The following is a 22,026-nucleotide window of genomic DNA, read 5'->3' as shown; positions in this document are numbered from 1 at the left end:
GCTCGCCCGGCGCTATTTCGGCTTCTTGGCAGGCTCGGTCTGGCGCGCCCCGCCCCACGGGTCGTACTTCTCCTTGGGATCGGGAATGCGCTCGAGGGCTGCCTTGTAGGCCTTCTCGTCGACCTCGGGAGCCTTCTTGTCGGTCTTGGCGCCATCATTGCCGTGGCGCCGGCCGCCCATCTGGGCCTGCGCAGGCGCGGCAACGAATGCGAGCACGGTCACCGCGACGACAAAAAATCTCATGCGTCAATCCCTCCCACCTGGCGTTTCAGCCTAACCTGCATTGGCCTATTGGCAAGGCCCCGCGACGCTTCGGTCCCGCTCAGCAATTTTTGATTGAGGGGGACTTCGATCGGCCGTCTTCGTACCCATCTGTCGGGACGCAGGGGATCTTCGCGGATGTTACGGATTGTTGCTCAAGCGGCACTGCTCGCCGCCGCGCTGGCGGTCGGCGCGTGCGGCTTTGCCGACAGCCGCGCGCCGGTGCCCGAATTCATGCGCATGAAGGACGCCGAGCAGCCACCTCCCGAACCGCCACCCGACGTCAAGAAAATCGTTCGTGAGCAGCTCGACGTCGTCTTCATGGCGGCGTCATATCCGCGCGAGGTGCAGGTCGCCCCGCCCCATCACGAGGTCCGCGGGCTGGGCTGGACGTCCTGCGTCCGGGCGCAGCTCACATCGGCGACCGGCACCGGGCTTGGTACCCAGACCTACGTCGTGACCATCAGCGGCGGGAAGGTCGTCGACCGGCGGCGCGCCGAGGCCGACGACATCTGCGGATCCGAAACCTACGAGCCGATCTAGGGAACACCATCGTTTACCGCGCAATGTCATCATGTTCCCCGGAACACCGGTCATGTGAGGGAAAAACCCGCAAAAGCGCCCGGAACGAATGCGTGCGCCCATTCTTGTCACCCCGAGGGCAGTTGCCACGGAGAGGACTGATGAGGACAACGATGATTGCGCTGCTGGCAAGCGTCGGCGCACTGGCCGCGACGGGAGCCGCGAAGGCTGCCGACATCTACACGACCAGCGAATACACCAATCCCGATCTCGTGCAGCAGGTGCGCCTCGTCTGTGACGACACCGGTCGCTGCTATCGTACCCACAACGGCGCGCGGGTGATCATCCGCGATCGCGATTCCTACAACTATATGCCGCGCGACCGCTACTATGAGCGCCGCACCTATCGCGACTACGATAGACCGCGCGCCGGCGTCGACATTCACGCGCCCGGCGTCAGCGTGGGGGTCGGCGAGGATCGCTACTAGTTCCAACGCGTGAAATCGGAAGGACCGGACGACGCCGTCGTCCGGTCCTTTTTCGTTTTTGCGTCATTGGTGATGATGGCGCCGGTCGACCGGTAACAGGGCGACATCCGGCGGCGTGCCGCCGGATGGTCAACGGGACGTTAACGCTACCGCTCGAATTGACGGCTTGCGCCAACGGTATCTTCCAATCTTTGCGCTAAGCATGAGCAGACGCGGTTCGGGCTTCGGCCCGGCCGGCGTGAGCGAGGAAATGCGGGACGTGGTCGATATCGCACATCGAGCTGCGATCAAGGGCGCATCGGCAAGCGATGCCACGGTTCTGCGTGCCCGTAACCTCTCCGACACCGCACCGCTCGTCCCGCTTGCGTCGGTTGACTTGGGGCAATGGCAGGCACTCAGCGCGCAGGCGATCGAACCGAACGGCTATTACCTGCCGCCCTGGACGCTCGCCGTCAGCGCGACGGCCCGCGGCCGCACCGGCGCAATGGCGCTGTGCGCGGTCAACGCATCGGCACAACTGATCGGCCTGATGCCGGTCGTCTCGCTATGGCGCGCCTGGAACATCCCCCTGCCCGGGATGGTGAGCGCGCATCCTTATGGCACGCTGTGCAGCCCATTGCTTGATCGTGACACGGCGAGCGAAGCCGCAGCGCGGCTGCTCGATCAGGCACGCGATGCCGGCACCCACGCCTTGATCCTGCGCCACCTCGCACTCGACGGCGCAGCGATGAGATCACTGACTGCAATCTTGACCCGCGACGGTTTGAAGCCGCGCGTGCTGAGCTCGTACATGCGCGCCAGTCTCGATGCGACGCAGGATGGCGATACGCTGCTGCGCGAAGCGCTTGGGGCAAAGAAGCTCAAGGAGCTTCGGCGCCAGCGGCACCGACTCGAAGAGCATGGCCCGGTCTCGTTCCACGTTGCGCGCACGCCCGACGAGGTCAAAACAGCGCTCGAAACATTCCTGCAGCTCGAGGCCAGCGGCTGGAAAGGCAGGCGCGGCACAGCGCTGATCCAGCACGCCGGCGATGCCGCCTTCATTCGCCGCGCCGCGCCCGCGCTCGCCGAGACCAGCCAATGCGAGATCATCAGCCTGCGCGCCGGGGAAACGCCGGTTGCCGGTGGCGTCGTGCTGCGCCACCGCGATCGCGCCTTCTTCTTCAAGCTGGGCATCGACGCGCGCTTTGCGAAATATTCGCCGGGCGTGCAGCTCACCGTCGACCTGACGCGCCATCTCTGCGCCGATCCAGCCATCGCCAGTGCCGACTCCACCGCAAGCGCCGACCACCCCATGATCGACCCGATCTGGCGCGGCCGCTTTGCCATTGGCGATGTGCTGATTCCGTTGCGGGGGAATGATCCGGTGGTGACATTGATCCATGCAGCGCTGATCGCGCGCAATGCCGCGCTGGAAGCCGCGCGGCGAGCGCTTCACCTGCTCCGCAAGTAACGCTACTCCGCCGCCTGTGCGTTGATTTCCTCCGACACCTGGCGGATGGCGCGGGCGAGCAGGTTCGGATCCTGCGCGCCGGAGACGGCGTATTTCTGCGCGAAGACATAGGTCGGGACGCCGGAGATGCCCTTCTCGGCAGCGTCCTGCGCCTGCGCCGAGATCAGCTCGACGTCCTCGTCCGTCGCAAGCCGCCGCCGCACGTCGTCGGCATTCAGCCCGACATCGGCCGCCGCCTGCACCAGCACGTTCACATCAGTGAGATCCCCGCCGTCGCGGAAATAGAGCTCCATCAGCCGCTGCTTCATCTCGGGCGCCTTGCCGGCAGCCTCCGCCCAGTGGATCAGGCGATGACAGTCCGTGGTATTGGGCTGGCGCTGCACGAGATCGGGCCGATAGGTCAGGCCCTCCTCGCCCGCGGCTGCGACGACGCGGCCGGCGATGCCCTTATAGGCCTCGACCGAGCCGAACTTCTTGGTCAGATATTCCTCGCGGCTGATGCCCTCGCGTGGCACCCAGGGATTGAGGAAGTACGGGCGGAAGTTGAGCTCGACCGGCACGTCCGGCACCAGCGCGAGCGCATTCTCGATCCGGCGCTTGCCGATATAGCACCAGGGGCACACCACGTCGGAGACGACATCGATCTGAAGCGGCTTGAGCGTGCTCATGGGAGACTCCCGGACTGGTCTGACCGGTCCAAAATAAGCCGAACGCATCGCAAAACAAGCAGCGAAGCCATTCTTTGTCGCACGGCCCCAATACTATGGCGCCGGCAAGATCGGGGGGATCTGCAACAAATAACTCCTGATCTCGGCGAGCAGATCAAGCGCCGGTATCCGCTGCAAGGCTTCGTCCGCGCTGCACCATGGATATGAGAGTGCAGATAGCCAAACCATGGCGGGTGAAAGGCTGTCCGGTGGGAGCACCTTCATCACGTCGATTGTAATGATGAGCTTTTCAACGCGACCCTGGCTGCCGAAACGCCAGTCGTATCGACCGCAGCCGATACGCACAGGACCATTGCCTTTCCCGGACATTCCTACGAGCCAGTGACAAGAGAAATTCACGCATTCGGTGGCGGGTGGCTCCGCAAGACAAAAGGTGAAGATGTTTTCGTAGTCAACGCCGAATCGGCGCACCAAGATGTCCTCCAGAGACGCAACGCCTCGAGCCGAACTTGGAAAGCTGATCGCGTCGGTCTTGACGACCATTTCGAGCTCGGCATTTTCGGCGAACGCTTTCCGCATCAGGAACGGGCGATTTCCGTCCTTGGCAAGGATGTACGTTGTCACGGCGTTGGCAGGTGTCAGCATGGCCTGGCGAGCCTACATCCGGCCGAGTGGCTAAACCAGAGACCGATGGCGCGATATGCGCGCTGTGCAAGGGCGCTAGCCCATCTTTGCCGCCATGTGCTTCAACCGCTCTGCCGTGCGCTCATCCGCCGGAAAGAAAGTCTCCAGCGCCAATTCCGACAGCGTGATGTCGACCGGTGTGCCGAACACCATGGTGGTGGAGAAGAAACTTAGTATCTCGCCCTCATGCCGCAGCTTGAACGGGATCGCGACATTGTCGCCCGAGAGCGGAGCGGAGCGTGCCGGAATCGGATAGCTCTTCAGATCATTGTAGAGCTTGATCAACTCCGGATCGGCTGTCGCCTCGCATTGCCGGTGCAGCCGCTCCAAGAGATGCCCGCACCATTCGGCGAGGTTGACGGTGCGGGGCGCCAGCGCTTCGGGATGGAAGGCGAGCCGCAGCACGTTGAAGGGCTGGCCGAGCAGCCGCTGGGGAATGCCGTCGAGCAGCGGCGCAACCATGCGGTTGGCGGAGACCAGATTCCAGTGCCGGTCATAGGCGAGTGCCGGATTTGGCTCATGTGCCCTGAGGACGAGGTCGATCGCCTGGCGGGCTGACTTCAAGGCGGGATCCTCCAGCGGGCGCTGCGGAAAGGCCGGCGCGTAACCTGCCGAAACCAGCAGCACGTTGCGTTCGCGCAAGGGAACATCGAGCCGCTCGGCGAGCTTCAACACCATCTCGCGCGAGGGCGTCGCGCGGCCGGTCTCGACGAAACTCAAATGCCGCGCCGAGATCTCCGCCTCGCCCGCGAGATCGAGCTGGCTCATGCGGCGGCGCTGCCGCCATTCGCGCAAGTGATCGCCGATATGGATGGGCTGGGCGCGCTCGGCCTGCGCCGTGGATGCATGTGCGTTCATGGTCAAAAACCTAGCATGCGGATTTCGTCCCTTCCATTACGTCCGAGGTAATCGAATTGCGCAGGGCCGTGGCTCATCTTCTCGGGCAACAGGAGATGACCATGATCGCGCTGCTTCTCTACCGAACCGTTGCCGACACCCTGCTGCCTTGGGCGGTGAAGTTTGCAACCCGCCTGCTCGCGCGCAGCCTCAACATGCCGGAACCGCTGGTGCATTCGACCGGCGACTTCGTCGTCGCGCAAGTGCTGGCGTTCGAGCACAGCGTCGGAAAAAGCCTCTGCCCGTTCCGCCTCGCGCGCCACATCCGCGCCTTCTGGCGCTGGCTGCGCTGACATTCACCCCGAAGCCCACAAGGAGAACGACAATGATCTTCGCATCCACCTTCCTGCGCCGCGCCTTGCTCGCCGATGCCATCTTCAGCGGCGTCTCGGCCGTTGGCCTCGCCTTCGGTGCGAGCGCCTTCGCCTCGCTCTTCAATCTGCCCGAAGCGCTGCTGCGGGAGACTGGCCTGCTCCTGATCGCCTATGCCGCCCTGGTCGGGTGGCTCGCTTCGCGCAGCTCGGTGCCGAAAGCGCTCGTCATCCTCGTCGTGGTCGGCAACGCCGCCTGGACGGTTGCGAGCATCGCTCTGCTGTTCTCCGGTGCAGTGTCGCCGAACCTTGCCGGCGAGCTCATGGTCGTCGCCCAGGCGATCGCGACCGGCGTGTTCGCGGAATTGCAGTATGTGGGGTTGCGGAGGAGCGGCAGCGCCGTGACGGCTTGACCAACGCCGTTCGTCGTCGCCCGGCTTGCCGCCTTCGCTGAAGCTTCGGCGCGCCAAGTTCGCGAGCCTCGTCGGAGCCTTGGCGGAGACGGGACCGGGCGACCCAGTATTCCAGAGACGGCAAACGTATGCGGATAAGCCGCGGCGTACTGGATGCCCCGGTCAAGCCGGGGCATGACAGCGGGAATAAATGATTACGCGCGTGCGCGCCCGTTGGTCTTGCCGTTGGCGTGCTGGCCGTTGAGCTTCTTCTTTTTCGCGCCAGCCTTCTGCGCCTTGCGCTCGGCGCGCGCCTTCACCTTGGCCCGCTCGGCCCGCGCCTCGGCGCGGAGCTTCTTGCGCTTCTTCTCGCAGGCAGCGCACTTGCAGCCGATCGGCTTGAGATAGGCTTTGAAATAGTCGGTGCCGTAGTCGTAGTTGATCTCGTCGCCGGCCTCGATGTTCTTGATGGCACGGATGAAGACCTTGCGCTTGCGCGGGCGGACGTCGGATTCCGCGTTCGGCCGGCAGGAATGGTTGATGTAGCGGGCGACGTTCTTGCGCACAGAACCGTCGATGGTCCAGCGGTCGTTGAGCTCGAACAGGTATTTGTTCTCGATGTCGTCCTGCTCGGGGATCCGAGAGTCCAGGATCGGTCCGAAATAGCGGATGATCCGCGCACCCTTCTTGATCGGTTTGGTGGCGAAGAGGCCAAGTCCGGTTTTGGAGCGGCCGACGCGATAGGGTTTGTTCAACGTGATGGCTGGCATGATCGAGATAAGTGACAACGCAGGACGAGGCGAAGGCGCTCTTCTAGAACGATTCCGCGGTCATGTCAGGTGTTTCAAGGCCCCGTTTGAACCTTCCCCACAGTGAACACGTCTGAATGGGGGGAAGTTCCGCGTCATGAGGACTTCATCGTGAAGCATGTCACACTTGGATGCCTGACTGCGCTGCTGGTTTGTGCCGCGCTTGATCAGGCCGGCGCCCAATCCTTCGGCAGCACCTACACCTCAACCTCGCCGAATGGCGCGCCGAGGGCACCAAACCGTTCGCCATCATCCAGCGCTGGCATATCGCCGACGGCGCCGATCCCGACAAGCAGGGGCGACCGAACACCAAGGCGATGCTCGCGGTGACGCGGCTGCCGCCGGGCCCGGTCTGCCATGTCGCCTATGTCGACGTGACGGCGAACGCGAACGCCAACGAGCTGGCGCAGCAGGCCGCCGACCGATATGCGCGCGACTTCACATGCGGCAAGGACGAGGTGAAGGTGATCGGCACCAGTGGACGCGCGATCGAGCTTGCGACGCGCTAGGCCTTGTTCTTCGCGCGGCGATAGCGAGCCAGCAGGCGCTCGCCCTTGGCCGCGATGCGCCGTGCTGCCGCGACCGTTTTCGGCACCGGCTCGCCCCAGGCATGGGCGGAGAGCGGATGCCGCGTCGGCCGACGCACGACGATGGCAAGGGTTGCGGTCCCGAGCGATCAGGAGGGCGGCAGCTTCCCGTGTGCCGCCGACTTCAGGATCGCCTCCAGAAGTTGCTCGGCCGTCGTGCCTTTCGGCAACCGCCCCAAAATATCCTCGAGCCGCCCGTCGAGCAGCAGCATGGTGAAGCCGTGCACCATCGACCAGGCGCGCGCGATGGCTGCAGCCTGGTCGAGCGTCAGCGTATCGCCGGTGATGCGCTCCTGCCGCATCGCGCCGATGGCATTGGCGAGCCCCGCGAACGAGGCATGCGCCGCCTCATGCAGCGAGGGCCTGGAATAATCCAGCCGTTCGGTGCGAAACATGATGCCGTACATGCCGGGATGGGCCTGCGCATAGGCGACATAGGCCTTGGGCCGTGCCAGCGCCTGCTCCAGCGGCGTCCTGGCGACATCGCAGGCCGAGGCCATCGCCGCGTTGAACTGGCGGAAGCCGACCGCGGCGAGCTCGCTGACGAGGCCGGTGAGATCGCCAAAATGATGGGTCGGCGCGGCATGCGACACCCCCGCCTCGCGCGCCACGGCACGCAGCGTCAGGCCGGCGAGCCCGTCGCGTTCCAGCACGCTTTCCGCCGCCTTCAGCAACGCCTCGCGCAGGGCACCATGATGATAGGGCGTCTCGGCCTTTGGGCTCGCGGCGCGCCGCGGCCGCTCCTTCGCGGCGGATGACGGCGCTTTTCTGGGGTGGGCACGGCGGGTGATTTCGGTCTTGGCCATGAAGGGCGTTATATGACGTCATTTTGACAGTGTAAAGATTTCGCTTGACCGGGGTCTGAAGCGGCACTAGCGTATCTTTACGTTGTAAAGATACGGGAGGATCCGCCATGCAGCAGGACGCGTTCAGCCACCCACCGGCAAATCGTGCGCCGATCCCATTCGAGGCCGACGCGCTGTTCCTCAAGGTCGTCGGCGAGTTGCCGCGCGAATTGAACGGGACGCTCTATCGCAACGGCCCCAATCCACAGTTCGACGTACCCGGCGCGCACTGGTTCGTCGGCGACGGGATGCTGCACGCCTTCCATCTCGAAAATGGCCGCGCGAGCTATCGCAACCGCTGGGTCCGCACGCCGAAATGGCAGGCCGAGCATGATGCCGGCCGCGCATTCTTCGGCAAGGGCTTCGGCAGCAAATTGCCGGATGCGCCTGCGCATGTGACCGACGGCGGCGTCGCCAACACCAACGTCATCTTCCACGCCGGCAAGCTGCTCGCGCTCGAGGAAGGTCATCTGCCGACCGAGATCGAGCCCGGCACGCTCGCCACGCGCGGCTATTGCAACTACCAGGGCCGCGTCGCCGGCCCCTTCACCGCACATCCGAAGATCGATCCCCTAACCGGCGAGATGGTGTTCTTCGGCTACAATGCGAGCGGCCCGCTCACGCCCACCCTCTCCTACGGCGCGATCGACGCTAGCGGCAAGGCGACCCGCCTTGCGCGTTTCGAGGCGCCCTATGCCAGCATGGTGCACGACTTCATCGTCACCGAGAACCACGTGATGTTTCCGATCCTGCCCATCACCGGCAGCATGGAGCGCGCGATGAAGGGCCGGCCGCCCTACGCCTGGGAGCCGGAGAAAGGCGCCTATGTCGGCGTTATGAAGCGCAACGGAAAACCAGAGGACATTGCCTGGTTCCGCACTGAAGCCTGCTACGTCTTCCACGTCATGAACGCCTGGGAGGACGGCAACCGCATCGTCGCCGACGTCATGCAGTTCGAGGAGGCGCCGCTGTTTCCGCATCCCGACGGCAGGCCGACCAATCCCGACAAATCATTCGCGCGCCATTGCCGCTGGACCTTCGATCTCACCGGGAATACTGACCGCTTCCAGCAGACCTATCTCGACGATCTCACCGGCGAATTCCCGCGCGTCGACGACCGTCGCGCAGGATTGAAGACCAACCACGGCTGGTACGCCTGCGCCAACCCAAGGCTGCCGATGTTCGCCGCGCTGTCCGGCATCGTGCATGTCGATGGTGCGGGAAAACGCCTCGGCCATTACCTGCTGCCGGCAGGCGACAGCATCTCGGAGCCGGTGTTTGTCGAGCGCGCCAAGGATGCCGCGGAAGGCGATGGCTGGCTGCTCGCGGTAATCTGGCGCGCCCGCGAGAACCGGAGCGATCTCGCCGTGTTCAACGCCACCGACGTCGAGGCCGGCCCCGTGGCGCTCGTGCAGCTCGGCCACCGCGTGCCCGACGGCTTTCACGGCAACTGGGTTGGGGCGGCGTAGACCCCATCCGCTGTCATTTCGGGACGGGGCGAGCGAAGCGACGAGCCAGGAATCCATCGCGCGATGGATTCCGGGCTCGCGCCAAATGGCGCGCCCCGGAATGACGATCGTTTGCGCGTCACGAGGGAGCCTCAAATGCACATGCCAGCCATCACTGCCTTCTATCTCGCGATCCTCGCCCTGCTCTACGCCGTCCTCGCGCTTCAGGTGATCCGGCTGCGGCGGAGCAACAAGGCCGCCTTCAGCGATGGCGGCAACACGAGCTTGCGCAACGCGATCCGCGCCCACGCCAATTTCATGGAGTATGTTCCGATCATTACGCTGATGGTCGCCATGATCGAAATGTCCGGCGCATCAGCACTGCGCGTTCACCTCCTGATGGGCGCACTGCTGGTGTCGCGGCTGATCCATCCCCTCGGCCTGTCCGCCGCGCCGAACTCGCTGCGGTTTCAGATCGGCCGCGTCGGCGGCATTTTCATCACCATCAGCCTGTTGATCACCTGTGCCTTGACCATCCTGTCGCGGCTGCCCTGGCGCGATTTCGCCGAAGAAGCGTCGGCGCAAGCCATTGCGGCAATTCACTTTTTACAGGTCATTCACATCATTTTGACGCTGTAAAGATTTCTCTTGACCCTTGCCTTGGCCTGAACTATTGATCTTTACACTGTAAAGATAAGCCTGATCGAGGCGGCTCATGACAATCTTCCTGATCCTCGCTCCCTATGGCGCCTTCGGCTTCTTGATGTTCCTGACATCGGCAAAGGTCAGCGTGTTCACGGCCTCCGCGATCTGCCTTGCCACCATCGCAATCGACGTTGTATTCGGCCGCTCGGTGAAGATCCTCGCCGCCGGATCGGCGATCCTGTTCGCCGGCATCGGTATCTATCTCGCGCTGCTCAATCCCCTGCTGAGCGCGCTCACGGTGAAGTTGTCGGTCGATGCCGGCATCTTCGTGATCTCGCTCGGCTCGATGCTGGCCCGCCACCCGTTCACGCTACAATACGCCCTCGAAGAGGTCCCTGCCGAGACGGCGGCAATGCCCGGTTTTCTGCGCGCCAACTACATCATTACCGCCGCATGGACCGCAGCAGCGCTGTTGATGATGGCCTCCAACGTCGTGCTGCTCTATGTGCCGGGCCTGCCGATCTGGTCAGGCCTCGCGGTGGCGTTTGCCGCCCGCAATAGCGCGATGTATTTCACCAAATGGTATCCCGAGTACCGCAAGACCAAATACGGTACGCCCGCCAGCGCACTGCCCTCCTCCTAACCGACAGGACCGACGATGAAGGACGTATTCGCCCGCCTCGCCTCCGATTTCCTCTCGACCATCGTCTTCCTCGTTGTCTATCTCATCACCGACAACATCATCCTGGCGACGTCGGTGGCGATTGCAGGCGCGATCGCGCAGGTGATCTACGCCCGCGTCCAGGGCAAATCACTCGGCTACATGACCTACGCATCGCTCGCGCTCGTCATCGTGCTCGGCACTGTCACCATCCTCACCCAGGATCCGCGCTTCGTGCTGGCAAAGCCCTCGATCGCGCATTTTGCGATCGGCGCGATCATGCTCAAGCGCGGCTGGATGTTGCGCTACATGCCGGCGCGCGTGACCGACGTCATTCCGGAATATGTCACCGCCGCAGGCTATGCCTGGGCCGCGCTGATGTTCGCGCTCGGCGCCGGCACGATCGCGGTCGCCGCGACCGGCGACCTCAAATTGTGGGCCTTCTACGTCTCGGTCGTCGCCGTCGGCGCCAAGATCGCGGCGTTCGCCATCCAATACGTCATCTTCCGCATCATCATCACCGGCCGCCTTCGCGCCGCCGCCCGCGCCTGACCGTCGCACCCATAAGACAGGGTTGGGCAGGCGCTGCGAGTTGGGCTATAGGCTTCGCCTCTAGGCTAGGCCGCGGAGGGTCGCGGCGCGCCGGAAAAGTTGGAACGGGAGACAGGAATGGCCGTCGACGGAAACTGGAATATTGTCTTGAGCACACCCATGGGCGACCGCAACACGACCCTCACGCTGAAGAGCGCGGGAAGCGCGCTGACGGGCACGCAAGGTGCCGAGGGCGAATCGGGCGAAATCTTCGACGGGAGCGTTGACGGCGACGATGTCGCCTGGAAAATCTCGATCACCAACCCGATGCCGCTGACGCTCGCTTTTTCCGGCAAGGTTTCCGGCGACAGCATCTCCGGCGAAGCGAGCATCGGCCCGATGGGTAGCTTCCCCTTCACCGGCACGCGGGCCTAGCCGCCCCCTTGCACTCATGCGCGCTCTTTGCTGCGACGGCAGCGGGGAGCAGTGCAGGTGACAAAGATCCGGCGTAGCGCGCAGGGCGCGCTCGCCCTCTGTTCGGTAACAAGTCAGCCGCGACGATCCTTCCTTGCCTTCTTTCCGCGCGCACCCTTCGCAGGCCATGCACTTGCCTGATGCGGCTGGCCGACTTGGCCCGGCTTGCTCCGGTGCTTCTTCTTCCCGAATTCCGGATTGCTTTCGAATTTCGACCCGCCGTCGGTGCGCGGCTTGGCGCGTTGCTTCGGAGTTGCCGGGTCACGGGAATCGTCACGGCGACGAGCGCCGTGATCGATGTCACCGGCCTCGCGCCGGGGCGCGTGCGTGCGCTTGTCCGAAGGCACGTGGCCCTTTGGAGCGTCTGCCATCGGCTCGATGCGGATGCTATCTTCCTTGTCCGGACGCCGGATCTTGACGGCGAAGGATTCCGCGACCCGCTCGGAAATCTCGAACTCGGTGGTGGTGTCCATGATCCGGATGGCGCCGATGTCGCGCTTGTCGATGCCGCCGCGACGGCAAATCATCGGCAAGAACCAGCGCGCCTCGGCATTCTTTCTTCGTCCAATGGCGGCGCGGAACCAAACGCTGGCCTCCGCCATGCCGTGACGCGACGATGATTTTCCCGTCTTCGATCGGGGCCCTGCGGGACGGTCATCGCCGCGCGAGGTTCTCGCGTTGTCTCGACCGCGCCCATCGCGCGGCCGGCCGCTCCCCTCACCGGGATCGAGAATGTCTTCGGGCGAAGGAAGCCGCGCGCGATAGAGACGCGCGAGCGCCGCGGCGATATCCTCAGGCGACCGCTCGGCAAGCAGGGCCCTTGCGAGCATCAGATCGTCGGAAGTCGTCTCCTCTGTGAACACCGCATCCTTGAGCATGCGCTCGTGATCGAGCTTGCGGATCTCATCTGCCTGCGGAGCCGTGCCCCAGACGGCGTCAGTGCCGGACAGGTTCAGCAGCAGTTCCGCACGCCGTCGCCGTGCGGGCGGCACCAGCAGGACGCTGACACCCTTCCGGCCTGCACGGCCGGTGCGGCCCGAGCGATGCTGCATGACCTCCGCGTCATTCGGCAGATCCGCATGAATGACGAGGTCGAGGCTCGGCAGATCGATGCCGCGCGCCGCCACGTCGGTCGCCACGCAGACGCGGGAACGTCCGTCCCGCAACGCCTGCAGAGCCTGGGTTCGCTCGTTCTGCGTCAACTCGCCGGAGAGCGCGACAACGGAAAAACCACGCTCGAGCAGCGCCGCCTGCAAATGCCTGACGGCGTCTCTCGTGTTGCAAAACACGAGTGCGCTTGGTGACTCGAAAAAACGCAACACGTTGACGACCGCGTGCTCGACATCGCCAGGAGCGATCCGGATGGCGCGGTACTCGATATCGGCATGCCCGCCTTCGTCGCCGGCGACCTCGATCCGGAACGCCTGTTGCTGATATTGCTTTGCCAGCGCGACGATGCCACGCGGAAAGGTTGCCGAGAACAACAACGTGCGGCGCGTCTCCGGCGTGGTCTCGAGGATGAATTCCATATCCTCGCGAAAACCGAGATTGAGCATCTCGTCGGCCTCGTCGAGAACGACGGTCTTCAATTCCGAGATGTCGAGATGGCCGCGCCGCAGGTGATCGCTCAATCGGCCGGGCGTCCCGACCACGATGTGAGCGCCGGCGGCAAGCTCGCGCTGTTCGCGGCGCGGATCCATGCCGCCGACACAGGAGACGACGCGCCCATCCGCAAATTGATAGAGCCATGCGAGCTCGCGCTGGACCTGCAAGGCTAGCTCACGGGTGGGCGCGACGATCAAGGCAAGCGGTGCGGCAGCCCGCTCGAAGCGCTCCAGGCTACCGAGCAGATTCTTTGCCATGGCGAGCCCGTAAGCAATGGTCTTGCCCGAGCCCGTCTGTGCCGAAACGAGCAGGTCGCGGTCAACGGCTTCGTCGGCAAGCACGGCGATCTGAACAGGGGTCGGCCGGTCGTAGTTGCGCTCGGCGAGAGCGCGAGCAAGCGGCGGACTTGTGGTCGGGAATGACACGAGATGAATAGCCTTGGTTGGTTCAGGCCGAGATGGTCCGGCCGAACGAAACGAAGCCGCGCGCCCGGCCGAGGCGCGGCCGAACGCGTGGCGACTTGATCAGGATGCCTTGCGAGCTCTTACGAGGACGCGTGCTAGCCCAGGTTCAACTCCTTGAAGAAGTCGTTGCCCTTGTCGTCGATGATGATGAACGCCGGGAAATCGACTACTTCGATGCGCCAGATCGCTTCCATGCCGAGCTCTGGATATTCGAGCACCTCCACCTTCTTGATGCAGTGCTCGGCGAGGTTCGCCGCCGCGCCGCCGATCGAGCCGAGATAGAAGCCGCCGTACTTCTTGCAGGCCTCGCGCACCGCCGGCGCGCGGTTACCCTTGGCGACCATCACCATTGAGCCACCCGCGGCCTGGAACTGATCGACGAAGGAATCCATACGGCCCGCCGTGGTCGGACCGAACGCGCCGGAGGCGTAGCCCTCGGGCGTTTTCGCGGGACCCGCGTAATAGACCGGATGGTTCTTGAAATAATCCGGCAGCGGCTCGCCCTTCTCCAGCCGCTCACGCAGCTTGGCATGCGCGGAATCGCGCGCGACGATCATGGTGCCGGTCATCGAGACCCGCGTCTTGATCGAATATTTCGCGAACGTCGCCAGAATGTCCTTCATCGGCTGGTTGAGATCGATCTTGACGACCTCGCCGCCAAGCGTCTCTTCGACCTGCGGCAAATATTGCGCCGGATTGTGCTCGAGCTCCTCGAGATAGATGCCGTCCTTGGTGATCTTGCCGAGCACCTGGCGATCGGCCGAGCAGGACACGCCAAGCCCGATCGGGAGCGAGGCGCCATGGCGCGGCATGCGGATCACGCGCACGTCGTGGCAGAAATACTTGCCGCCGAACTGCGCGCCGACGCCCAGCGACTGCGTCATCTTGTGGATTTCCTGCTCCATCTCGACGTCGCGGAAGGCGTTGCCGTCCGGCGAGCCATGGGTCGGCAGCGCGTCGAGATAGCGGGCGGAGGCGAGCTTCACCGTCTTCATGCAGAGCTCGGCCGAGGTGCCGCCGATCACGATCGCAAGGTGATAGGGCGGGCACGCCGCGGTACCCAGCGTCAGCACCTTCTCCTTGAGGAAGGCGAGCAGCCGATCCTTGGTGAGCACCGAGGGCGTCGCCTGGAACAGGAAGCTCTTGTTGGCGCTGCCGCCGCCCTTCGCCATGAACATGAACTTGTAGGCGTCGTCGCCCTCGGCGTAGATCTCGCACTGCGCCGGCATGTTGTTGGCGGTATTCTTCTCCTCATACATCGACAGCGGAGCGACCTGCGAGTAGCGCAGGTTGCGGCGCAGGTACGCATCGCGCGCACCTTCCGACAGCGCCGCCTCATCCTCGCCGTCGGTGATGACGTTGCAGCCCTTCTTGCCCATGATGATCGCAGTGCCGGTGTCCTGGCACATCGGCAGGACGCCGCCCGCCGCGATATTGGCGTTCTTCAGGAAGTCGAGCGCGACGAACTTGTCGTTCGGGCTGGCCTCGCCGTCTTCCAGGATCGCTCGGAGCTGCTTCAGGTGCCCCGGCCGCAAATAGTGGTTGATCTCGCCGAAGGCCGCCTCCGACAGCGCCCGCAGCGCCTCGCGCGACACCACCAGCATGTCCTTGCCGAGCACCTTCTCGACCCGAACGCCTTCGCTCGAAATCTTCTTGTAGGGCGTCTCGTCCTTGCCGAGCGGAAACAGGGGGGTGTGCTTGTAGGGCGGAACGGGCTGGGACTGGTCGGGAAAGGCGGTGGGAGCGTTCATGGGGGCGATCTCGGGTTTTCGGAGCCCTCTTGCAGGCCCTGGCATGGAAGCGTTCTAAGCGCATTTTGGGCGCAAAAGGAAGGGAGCTCTGTGCCGTCCGGCCATCCGGATTCGCTATCCTGGTCCGGGCGTTCCGGCCCCTGTCGTGCGGCGGTCACGGTTCACTGCTCCAGCACAACCCACGCCGGGTTGCACCCCTTGCACTTCGGTCTCGCCGACGGTTGAATGCGCCCCCGAAGGGGCTTTTCATCATGACATTGAACTTGAACGTCCGCGGCGCGATTCTGGCCGCCGCCGCCATCTCCGGTCTTGCCGTCCTCGCCTCCCCCGCCCGTGCGGACCAGTGCGACGACATCGCAAAGCAACTTGCCAGTGGCGTCGATGGGCTGAAGGTCAACTTCAAGGCCGCCAACATCATCTATCTCACTCACCCGGCGGCGAAGGAATTGTCGCTGGGCTGCCGCGCGCAGGGACAGACCTATTCCAACGAGCTCTATGCCAAGGGCGAGCGACGGCCGACGCCGCAGTTCTACGATCTGGTCGCCTCTGCGGCGGCGATCATCTTCACGCTGCCGAAGGACGACACCTCGACCGGTGCGACGCGTTGCCTGAAACGCATGGGCCTTTTGCGCGGCGACAAGGTGGCGATGCGCTACAAGCGGCTGAACATGGAGTGCACACGCACCAAGACCGAAGCCTCGATCGCGATCACGCGGCCGAAGGACGAGTGAGCGGGAAGCGCAAGCGCGCCCAGGATTCCCTCGCATTTTAACGATCTGCTTCACGGAAGTTTCGGCTCCCGCGAGTCATGTTCGCGTGTTTCAATCTGTGAGGATTTGCGTGATGAGCGTTTCCAGTGTTACGCCGCCGCCGATCGGGATCGTGGTGCCGAACTACGACACGACCAAGCAGCAGGACGACCAGGCCAAGACCAACGATTCCGATTCCAGCTATCAACCGCCGCCGGCTCCGCCGTTGCCGCCGGGCCAGGGCACGCGGATCGATCAATACGCCTAACCCCGGGCTCTCGCCCGCCTTCAGCCGCATCTTCGCCAGATAGCGGCACTAGCATCATGTGCGAGTTGCAGGGAAACGCGCATGATCGCAAGGCTGCTCTTGCAGAACTCGATCGTCGTCATCGCGATGGGCGCGCTGCTGTTTGCGGGCGCCGGCACGCTCGATTGGCACGGTGCATGGGTGATGCTGATCACCTCCGCCCTGCTCGGCCCGGCCTGCGGCTGGTGGCTGTACCGGCTCGATCCGGCGCTGCTCGCCGAACGCCTCCGACCCGTCATCCAGAAGGATCAGCCGGCCGCCGACAAGATATTCATGGCCGTGTTCATCCTGGCGATGTTGGTCTGGCTGGTCGCGATGGGGCTGGAACGGCGCTATCGCGCCTCCGACATGCCGCTGGCCTTGCAGGTGCTCGGCTTCGTGCTGTACCTCGCCTCGACCGTCTTCACGCTATGGGTGTTTCGCGAGAACTCCTTCGCCGCACCCGTGGTGAAGCTGCAAACCGAGCGCGCGCAGCACGTGGTCTCGACCGGACCCTACGCCCATGTGCGGCATCCCATGTACAGCGGCATGGTGCTGTTCTTCCTCGGCGTGCCGCTGCTGGTCGGCTCATGGTGGGGCGTTGCGATGCTGCCGCTGTTCGTCGTCCTGTTCGCGATCCGCATCCGCATCGAGGAGCGCACGCTGATCCCGGGCCTTCCAGGCTATGCCGACTACGCGCTGCGCGTGCGCCATCGGCTGCTGCCCGGCGTCTGGTAGCTTACGCGTCGAGCTCCTTGTAGCGGCGGAAGATGCCCTGCTCGTTGAAGGCAATGCGGCGCTCGCTTGCGAGATAGGCCTTGATGTTCGGCCGCGCCGCGACGCGGTGGTGCAAGGCGACAAGGCCGGGGATATCCTTTTCGAAGGCGCGCATGCGCTTTGGAAACGCATAGCGCAGGCCTTCGACGATCTGGAACAGCGAGAGATCGACATAGGTCAGCCTGCGGCCGGTGACGTGGATACCGCCATTGGCATCGAGCAGCTCCTCGAAATAGCCGAGATATTTCGGCACGCGCTCCTTCCAGAGCTCGGCCGTGCGCTTCTTCGCAGCCGGCCGCGCGTCCTCGTAATAGAGCGACGGTCCGAGCGGATGATGGGTGTCGTGGATCTCCAGCACGAAATCGGCGATCGTGAGCTGGAGCTGGTGCACCCACATTTTGTCGGCCTCGGTCTTTGGCGCGAGGCCGTGGCGGCTGCCGAGATAAAGCAGGATGTTGGCGGTCTGGCCGATGACGAGTTTGCCCAATTTCAGGAACGGTGGCGCAAAGGGCGGCGTTCCGCCCTGCGCATCCATCATCTTCATCATCGCAGCCGTTCCGCGCTGCCCGCGCGCCACGTCGACATAGGCCGCCTTCGCCTCCTCCAGCGCCAGCCGCACATATTCGCCGCGGCCCTGGATCTCGGGCCAGTAATAGAGCTCGTATTTCATGAGGGGCAGTCCTGTGATTGGGCTGATGCGAGCGTAGCACGCGACCCCAAACACCGTCATTCCGGGGCGGTCCGAAAGGACCGAACCCGGAATGACCTTCAGTCAGTTCGCCGCGAAGCAGTACAGCAGCCCGTCACCGCCGGTGCTCTTCAGGTCGGCCTGCGAGCAGCCGCCGTCGGGTCCGCGCGAGGGATGCGAGCTGTTCCAGGATTTCGAGGGCTCGTCGTCGCGCAGGCCCCGGCGATCGAGATGGCCGACCATCGCGGCGCCTTGCGTGCTCGACGTCCAGTTCTTGCAGGTGCGATCGTCCGGACCGGCAAACGCGGTACCGTCGGGTTGCGATCCCGTGAGGACGTCGTGGCGGTTCGGCTGGTCGCCAACACCGTTGATCCCCTCGCCTTTCTCCGTCAGCGTAGTCTGCTTGGTGAGATTGTTGGCGGGGCTGTGCAGGTCGGCAACGTCCTTGGCGATCACGGCGCCCTTCGCATTCTGCCACGGCCCCTTGCCGATGCGATCGCGCGCGTTGACGGCCGGCTTGCCGTCGACGGCCTGTGTCGAGAGATACGCGTGCCAGGTCTTGGTGCCTGCGCCGGCGGATTGGGCGAGCTTCTGGCATTGCGCGTCCGCGCCATCGAGGCCGCCGAGATCGGCGCCCTTGCCGGGACCGCTGGAGGTCACGAAGAAGGTCATGCCGGCCGATTGCGCCAGCGCGGACGGCGCCGCGAGCAAGGCGAGCGCAGCTACGGCGAACGCGAGGCTGGGGAATGTCGTCGTTCTCTCGAAACGGGTCATCGCTTCCTCCGGTTGTGCTTGTATTTTGGCCGCCGCCTGACTCGAACCCGACGCGCGCCGCATTATTCCGCCGCCGTGACGTGAAGTACCCAAACAAAAAAGGCGCCGTGCCGCAGCACGACGCCCTTGTTCCCTCATTTGCGGACCGATCAGTTGGTCTGCTGGATCGCCGACAGTTCCCAGTTGCTGCCGGGCCGGCGCGCGAAGGTCCAGACCTCCGTGACTTCGCTCGGCTGCTCGCTGCCGGCGACGATCGCGCCGGTGTTGCGATCGACCGTCTTGTCGGTCAGCGCAAAGCGCATCGCGACGGTGGCATAGTCGGTGACGTCCTCGCGCCAGGCTTCCGCCAGGTCGCCCTGCAACAGCTTTACGTTCGAAACCTTGTTGACGACGTTGCGGGCGCGGTTCTCAGCCAGATCCTTCTCGAAATAGGCGACCATCTCCGGCGTCGCGAGCGTATGCAGTTTTGCAACGTCCTCGCTCGACCAGGCGGCCTGGATATCCCCGAGCAGGCGCTCGAAGCTCTCGTAGTCGGCCGGCTGGATTTCCAGCGGCGCGTTGTTGGCGCCGAGCCCGAAACCAAGTCCGCTACGATAGCTTGGCTGCGGACCGCTGCCGGCACCGGCGCCGGCATAGGCCGCCTGCGGCGTGTGACGGCGCTGCCACCAGGACATCGCCATCCGCACCAGGAACACCACCAGCACGATCTGGAGGATCAGGCCGAGGATCGACGACAGGCCGCCGAGACCACCGAACAGGCCGCCGCCGAACAACAGGCCGAACAGGCCGGCGCCGATGAAGCCCGCCGCGAGCCCGCGCAGCATGCCCCCGCCCGGACGATTGAACAGGCCGCCACCCATCGGCGCGGTCGAGTTCGCGCCCGGCTGACTATAGGTGCGATTGAAGGGTGTGGCCGTGCCCGGGGCGGTCGAGGTCGACGGCGGCGCGGAGAAGGTCCGCGAACCGCGCGAGCCCGACGAGAAGCCGCCACCGACGCGGGCGTCGGCGGAAGTGATCGCGAGCGCGGTCGGCAGCGCCAGCGCCAGCACGACGGCCATCGTCTTCGCGAGACTGCGGCTGCGTAACGAGAAATTCATGTGCGTTTCCCAAATCCCCGGCATGGGGAAGTGTCCCTAAGATGGGCAGCGGAACGCAAAAGTGAAGCCAGTATCGGAACCTCAGGCTGCGGCCCTCAGTCGCGGGATGGTGCGGAATTACCCCTTTCGTCGCGGGCCCCCTACCGTCGGAGCCCCCTTACGAGATCAGAACCTCACCCCGCCTTCATCGTCTCCTTCACGGCCGCGACAAGCTGGCTCAGCGTGAACGGCTTTGGCAGGAAGTCGAACTGCTGTCCTTCGGGCAGGCTCTTCTCGAAGGCATCCTCGGCATAGCCGGAGACGAAGATGAACTTGATGTCGGGGTTCTTCTCCCGCATCGCCTTCAGAAGCGTCGGACCATCCATCTCCGGCATCACCACGTCGGAGACGACGAGATCGATCGCGCCGCTCTGCTCGTCCAGAACCTCCATGGCCTCGACGCCGTTCTCGGCCTCGACCACGGTGTAGCCGCGTGAGCGCAGGCCACGCGCGTTCAGGGCGCGCAGGCCCTCCTCGTCCTCCACGAGCAGGATGGTGCCCTGCCCAGTGAGGTCGGTCCGCGGCTTTGCTTCGGTCGCAGGCGCTTCCTTGGCCGCGCCGTTCGTCGGGGCGGCGCCGGTCGCCGGCGCCTCGACCTGCGCTTCGGGTTCGGCATGATGGCGGGGCAGGAAGATGTGGAACGAGGTGCCCTTGCCCGGCTCGGAATCCACGTAGATGAAGCCGCCGGTCTGCTTGACGATGCCGTACACGGTGGACAGCCCGAGGCCCGTACCCTTGCCGACCTCCTTGGTCGAGAAGAACGGCTCAAAGATCTTGTCGCGGATGTCGGCGGGGATGCCGGTGCCGGTGTCGGCGACCTCGATCCGCACATAGTCCGCCGCCGGCATGCCCTTATAGGCGAGCTTGCCCGCTTCGTCCGTGGCGACGTTGGCGGTGCGGATGATCAGCTTGCCACCGTCGGGCATCGCATCGCGCGCGTTCACGGCGAGATTGACGATGACCTGCTCGAACTGGGAGACGTCGACCTTCACCGGCCAGAGGTCGCGGCCGTGGACGAGATCGAGCTTCACCTTCTCGCCGATCAGCCGGCGGAGCAGCATGGTGAGATCGGAGAGCGCATCGCCGAGATCGAGCACCTGCGGCCGCAGCGTCTGCCGGCGCGAGAACGCAAGCAGCTGCCGCACCAGGGTCGCAGCCCGCGTCGCGTTCTGCTTGATCTGCATGATGTCCTGGAACGACGGATCGGTCGGCTTGTGCGCGTTGAGCAGGAAGTCGTTCGCCATCATGATGGCGGACAGCACGTTGTTGAAGTCGTGGGCGATGCCGCCGGCGAGCTGGCCGACCGTCTCCATCTTCTGCGACTGGTTGATCTGGTTCTCCAGCGCGCGCCGCTCGGTGGTCTCGAGCATGTGCACGATCGCGGCCTCGGCGTCGTTCTCGCCCTCGTCGACCGGCGTAACGAAGAACTGCCCCCAGCGCTCCTTCGTTCCCTCCAGCGCCACCTCGACCGGCGCGATGTCGCCCTTCCCTTCGGCGGCTTGGTTGATCGCCGCGATCAGCAGGTTCCGATCGCGCGAATTGATCGCGCGGAAGATTGACCTGCCGGCGCTGTCGAGGCCAAGGCCCTGCGCCAGCTTGGCGTAACGCGCATTCGCCCGCACCACGTTGCCGCCGCGATCGACGGTGGCGATCGCCATTGGCGTGTGGTCGAAGAAGCGCATGAAGCGCACCTCGGCGGCGCGGTCGGGATCGCTGCGCTCGTCGCGGGCGCGGCTGATCACGAGGGTGCGCGACGGGCCCGGCGTGCCGTCGGCTCCGAAGGCCAGCTTGTGATAGAGCCGCACTGGCATGGTCCTGCCGGTGCGCATGCGCAGGTCGATGTCGAAGACTTCCGTCTTCACTTCGCCCGGCACCGCCACGATCGAGGTCAGCAGCGAGGCGCCGTCGCCGGAGACGATGTCGGTGAGCTTGAGGCCGCCCGAGCCGATCTCGGCAAGATCATAGTCGAGCCAGTTGGCGAGCGTCGCGTTGACGTAAGCGAGCTCGCCGGCAGGATTGACCGAGAAGAAGCCGCACGGCGCGTGATCGAGATATTCGATCGCGTGCTGCAGCTCCTGGAACACGTCCTCCTGGCGCTCGCGGTCGCGCGTGATGTCGGCGAT

General features: G+C 64.6%; 26 protein-coding genes and 1 pseudogene. 14 read left to right on the top strand and 13 right to left on the bottom strand.

Going from position 1 to position 22,026, the window contains the following annotated elements:
* Window positions 1-12 precede the first annotated feature (12 nt).
* Window positions 13-243 (bottom strand): hypothetical protein, encoded by a 231-nt coding sequence (locus Q3C01_RS41015; protein ID WP_458151026.1) that lies wholly within the window; start codon window positions 241-243, stop codon window positions 13-15.
* A gap of 156 nt (window positions 244-399) precedes the next feature.
* Between Q3C01_RS41015 and Q3C01_RS41010 the strand changes: the two genes are divergently transcribed.
* The 3 genes from Q3C01_RS41010 to Q3C01_RS41000 all read left to right on the top strand — a co-directional run bounded on the left by Q3C01_RS41010 (window position 400) and on the right by Q3C01_RS41000 (window position 2,721).
* Window positions 400-804 carry a hypothetical protein gene (locus tag Q3C01_RS41010; protein WP_458151025.1) on the top strand — a complete coding sequence of 135 codons (405 nt, stop codon included), beginning with the start codon at window positions 400-402 and terminating at the stop codon, window positions 802-804.
* Between the two features lie 140 nt (window positions 805-944).
* Complete coding sequence (locus Q3C01_RS41005) at window positions 945-1,271, top strand: hypothetical protein (protein ID WP_458151024.1); 327 nt, start codon at window positions 945-947, stop codon at window positions 1,269-1,271.
* Between the two features lie 259 nt (window positions 1,272-1,530).
* Window positions 1,531-2,721, top strand: coding sequence for a GNAT family N-acetyltransferase (locus tag Q3C01_RS41000; RefSeq protein WP_458151037.1), 1,191 nt, complete (start codon window positions 1,531-1,533; stop codon window positions 2,719-2,721).
* Between the two features lie 2 nt (window positions 2,722-2,723).
* Here Q3C01_RS41000 and Q3C01_RS40995 read toward each other — a convergent pair whose 3' ends face one another.
* From Q3C01_RS40995 to Q3C01_RS40985, 3 genes are all read right to left on the bottom strand, one after another.
* The gene (locus Q3C01_RS40995; RefSeq protein WP_458151023.1) at window positions 2,724-3,389 is read right to left on the bottom strand and encodes a DsbA family oxidoreductase; all 666 of its coding nucleotides are present in this window, start codon (window positions 3,387-3,389) and stop codon (window positions 2,724-2,726) included.
* A gap of 93 nt (window positions 3,390-3,482) precedes the next feature.
* Window positions 3,483-4,034 carry a hypothetical protein gene (locus Q3C01_RS40990; RefSeq protein ID WP_458151022.1) on the bottom strand — a complete coding sequence of 184 codons (552 nt, stop codon included), beginning with the start codon at window positions 4,032-4,034 and terminating at the stop codon, window positions 3,483-3,485.
* 75 nt (window positions 4,035-4,109) lie between these two features.
* Window positions 4,110-4,931, bottom strand: coding sequence for a helix-turn-helix domain-containing protein (locus Q3C01_RS40985; protein ID WP_458151021.1), 822 nt, complete (start codon window positions 4,929-4,931; stop codon window positions 4,110-4,112).
* A gap of 101 nt (window positions 4,932-5,032) precedes the next feature.
* Between Q3C01_RS40985 and Q3C01_RS40980 the strand changes: the two genes are divergently transcribed.
* Both Q3C01_RS40980 and Q3C01_RS40975 read left to right on the top strand, forming a co-directional pair.
* Window positions 5,033-5,263, top strand: coding sequence for a hypothetical protein (locus tag Q3C01_RS40980; protein ID WP_458151020.1), 231 nt, complete (start codon window positions 5,033-5,035; stop codon window positions 5,261-5,263).
* A gap of 32 nt (window positions 5,264-5,295) precedes the next feature.
* On the top strand, window positions 5,296-5,694 hold the full coding sequence (locus tag Q3C01_RS40975; RefSeq protein ID WP_458151019.1) for a hypothetical protein: 399 nt from the start codon (window positions 5,296-5,298) through the stop codon (window positions 5,692-5,694).
* 194 nt (window positions 5,695-5,888) lie between these two features.
* Here the strand turns inward: Q3C01_RS40975 and Q3C01_RS40970 are convergent, their stop codons facing one another.
* Window positions 5,889-6,443, bottom strand: coding sequence for an SET domain-containing protein (locus tag Q3C01_RS40970; RefSeq protein WP_458151018.1), 555 nt, complete (start codon window positions 6,441-6,443; stop codon window positions 5,889-5,891).
* 254 nt (window positions 6,444-6,697) lie between these two features.
* Between Q3C01_RS40970 and Q3C01_RS40965 the strand changes: the two are divergent.
* Window positions 6,698-6,991: pseudogene (locus tag Q3C01_RS40965) on the top strand (hypothetical protein); the annotation flags it as partial.
* Here Q3C01_RS40965 and Q3C01_RS40960 read toward each other — a convergent pair.
* Together Q3C01_RS40960 and Q3C01_RS40955 are read right to left on the bottom strand one after the other, a co-directional pair.
* A complete protein-coding gene (locus Q3C01_RS40960; protein WP_458151017.1) occupies window positions 6,988-7,128 on the bottom strand; it encodes a hypothetical protein in 141 nt (46 codons plus the stop codon). The pseudogene Q3C01_RS40965 and the gene Q3C01_RS40960 overlap by 4 nt on opposite strands.
* 30 nt (window positions 7,129-7,158) lie before the next feature.
* A complete protein-coding gene (locus Q3C01_RS40955) occupies window positions 7,159-7,875 on the bottom strand; it encodes a TetR/AcrR family transcriptional regulator (RefSeq protein WP_458151016.1) in 717 nt (238 codons plus the stop codon).
* Between the two features lie 107 nt (window positions 7,876-7,982).
* On the opposite strand from Q3C01_RS40955, the gene Q3C01_RS40950 reads away from it, so the two are divergent.
* The 5 genes from Q3C01_RS40950 (at window position 7,983) to Q3C01_RS40930 (ending at window position 11,634) form a co-directional block, all read left to right on the top strand.
* Entirely contained in the window at window positions 7,983-9,383 is a 1,401-nt protein-coding gene (locus Q3C01_RS40950) for a carotenoid oxygenase family protein (protein WP_458151015.1), read from the top strand.
* Window positions 9,384-9,518: 135 nt separating this feature from the next.
* Window positions 9,519-10,001 carry an MAPEG family protein gene (locus tag Q3C01_RS40945; RefSeq protein ID WP_458151014.1) on the top strand — a complete coding sequence of 161 codons (483 nt, stop codon included), beginning with the start codon at window positions 9,519-9,521 and terminating at the stop codon, window positions 9,999-10,001.
* Between the two features lie 76 nt (window positions 10,002-10,077).
* Complete coding sequence (locus Q3C01_RS40940; RefSeq protein WP_458151013.1) at window positions 10,078-10,650, top strand: hypothetical protein; 573 nt, start codon at window positions 10,078-10,080, stop codon at window positions 10,648-10,650.
* 15 nt (window positions 10,651-10,665) lie between these two features.
* The gene (locus Q3C01_RS40935; RefSeq protein ID WP_458151012.1) at window positions 10,666-11,220 is read left to right on the top strand and encodes an inner membrane-spanning protein YciB; all 555 of its coding nucleotides are present in this window, start codon (window positions 10,666-10,668) and stop codon (window positions 11,218-11,220) included.
* A 117-nt stretch (window positions 11,221-11,337) separates the two neighbouring features.
* The gene (locus Q3C01_RS40930; protein ID WP_458151011.1) at window positions 11,338-11,634 is read left to right on the top strand and encodes a hypothetical protein; all 297 of its coding nucleotides are present in this window, start codon (window positions 11,338-11,340) and stop codon (window positions 11,632-11,634) included.
* A gap of 113 nt (window positions 11,635-11,747) precedes the next feature.
* On the opposite strand, the gene Q3C01_RS40925 is transcribed toward Q3C01_RS40930, so the two are convergent.
* Both Q3C01_RS40925 and Q3C01_RS40920 read right to left on the bottom strand, forming a co-directional pair.
* Window positions 11,748-13,703, bottom strand: coding sequence for a DEAD/DEAH box helicase (locus tag Q3C01_RS40925; RefSeq protein ID WP_458151010.1), 1,956 nt, complete (start codon window positions 13,701-13,703; stop codon window positions 11,748-11,750).
* A 134-nt stretch (window positions 13,704-13,837) separates the two neighbouring features.
* Window positions 13,838-15,493, bottom strand: coding sequence for a fumarate hydratase (locus Q3C01_RS40920; protein ID WP_458151009.1), 1,656 nt, complete (start codon window positions 15,491-15,493; stop codon window positions 13,838-13,840).
* Window positions 15,494-15,744: 251 nt separating this feature from the next.
* Between Q3C01_RS40920 and Q3C01_RS40915 the strand changes: the two genes are divergently transcribed.
* The 3 genes from Q3C01_RS40915 to Q3C01_RS40905 all read left to right on the top strand — a co-directional run bounded on the left by Q3C01_RS40915 (window position 15,745) and on the right by Q3C01_RS40905 (window position 17,266).
* The gene (locus tag Q3C01_RS40915) at window positions 15,745-16,224 is read left to right on the top strand and encodes a hypothetical protein (RefSeq protein ID WP_458151008.1); all 480 of its coding nucleotides are present in this window, start codon (window positions 15,745-15,747) and stop codon (window positions 16,222-16,224) included.
* A gap of 112 nt (window positions 16,225-16,336) precedes the next feature.
* Window positions 16,337-16,510, top strand: a complete 174-nt coding sequence (locus Q3C01_RS40910; protein WP_458151007.1) for a hypothetical protein — start codon at window positions 16,337-16,339, stop codon at window positions 16,508-16,510.
* Window positions 16,511-16,591: 81 nt separating this feature from the next.
* Window positions 16,592-17,266, top strand: a complete 675-nt coding sequence (locus Q3C01_RS40905) for a methyltransferase family protein (RefSeq protein WP_458151006.1) — start codon at window positions 16,592-16,594, stop codon at window positions 17,264-17,266.
* A gap of 1 nt (window position 17,267) precedes the next feature.
* Here Q3C01_RS40905 and Q3C01_RS40900 read toward each other — a convergent pair whose 3' ends face one another.
* From Q3C01_RS40900 to cckA, 4 genes are all read right to left on the bottom strand, one after another.
* Window positions 17,268-17,975 carry a glutathione S-transferase gene (locus Q3C01_RS40900; RefSeq protein WP_458151005.1) on the bottom strand — a complete coding sequence of 236 codons (708 nt, stop codon included), beginning with the start codon at window positions 17,973-17,975 and terminating at the stop codon, window positions 17,268-17,270.
* A 102-nt stretch (window positions 17,976-18,077) separates the two neighbouring features.
* Window positions 18,078-18,767 carry a lectin gene (locus tag Q3C01_RS40895; protein WP_458151004.1) on the bottom strand — a complete coding sequence of 230 codons (690 nt, stop codon included), beginning with the start codon at window positions 18,765-18,767 and terminating at the stop codon, window positions 18,078-18,080.
* A 149-nt stretch (window positions 18,768-18,916) separates the two neighbouring features.
* Complete coding sequence (locus Q3C01_RS40890; RefSeq protein ID WP_458151003.1) at window positions 18,917-19,888, bottom strand: Tim44 domain-containing protein; 972 nt, start codon at window positions 19,886-19,888, stop codon at window positions 18,917-18,919.
* A 149-nt stretch (window positions 19,889-20,037) separates the two neighbouring features.
* A partial coding sequence (gene cckA, locus Q3C01_RS40885; protein WP_458151002.1) for a cell cycle histidine kinase CckA occupies window positions 20,038-22,026 on the bottom strand: 1,989 nt, incomplete at its 5' end.

Source organism: Bradyrhizobium sp. UFLA05-109, assembly GCF_054185165.1.
The sequence above is the reverse complement of the archived record's forward strand: the minus strand, read 5'-3'. Positions and strand labels throughout refer to the sequence as shown.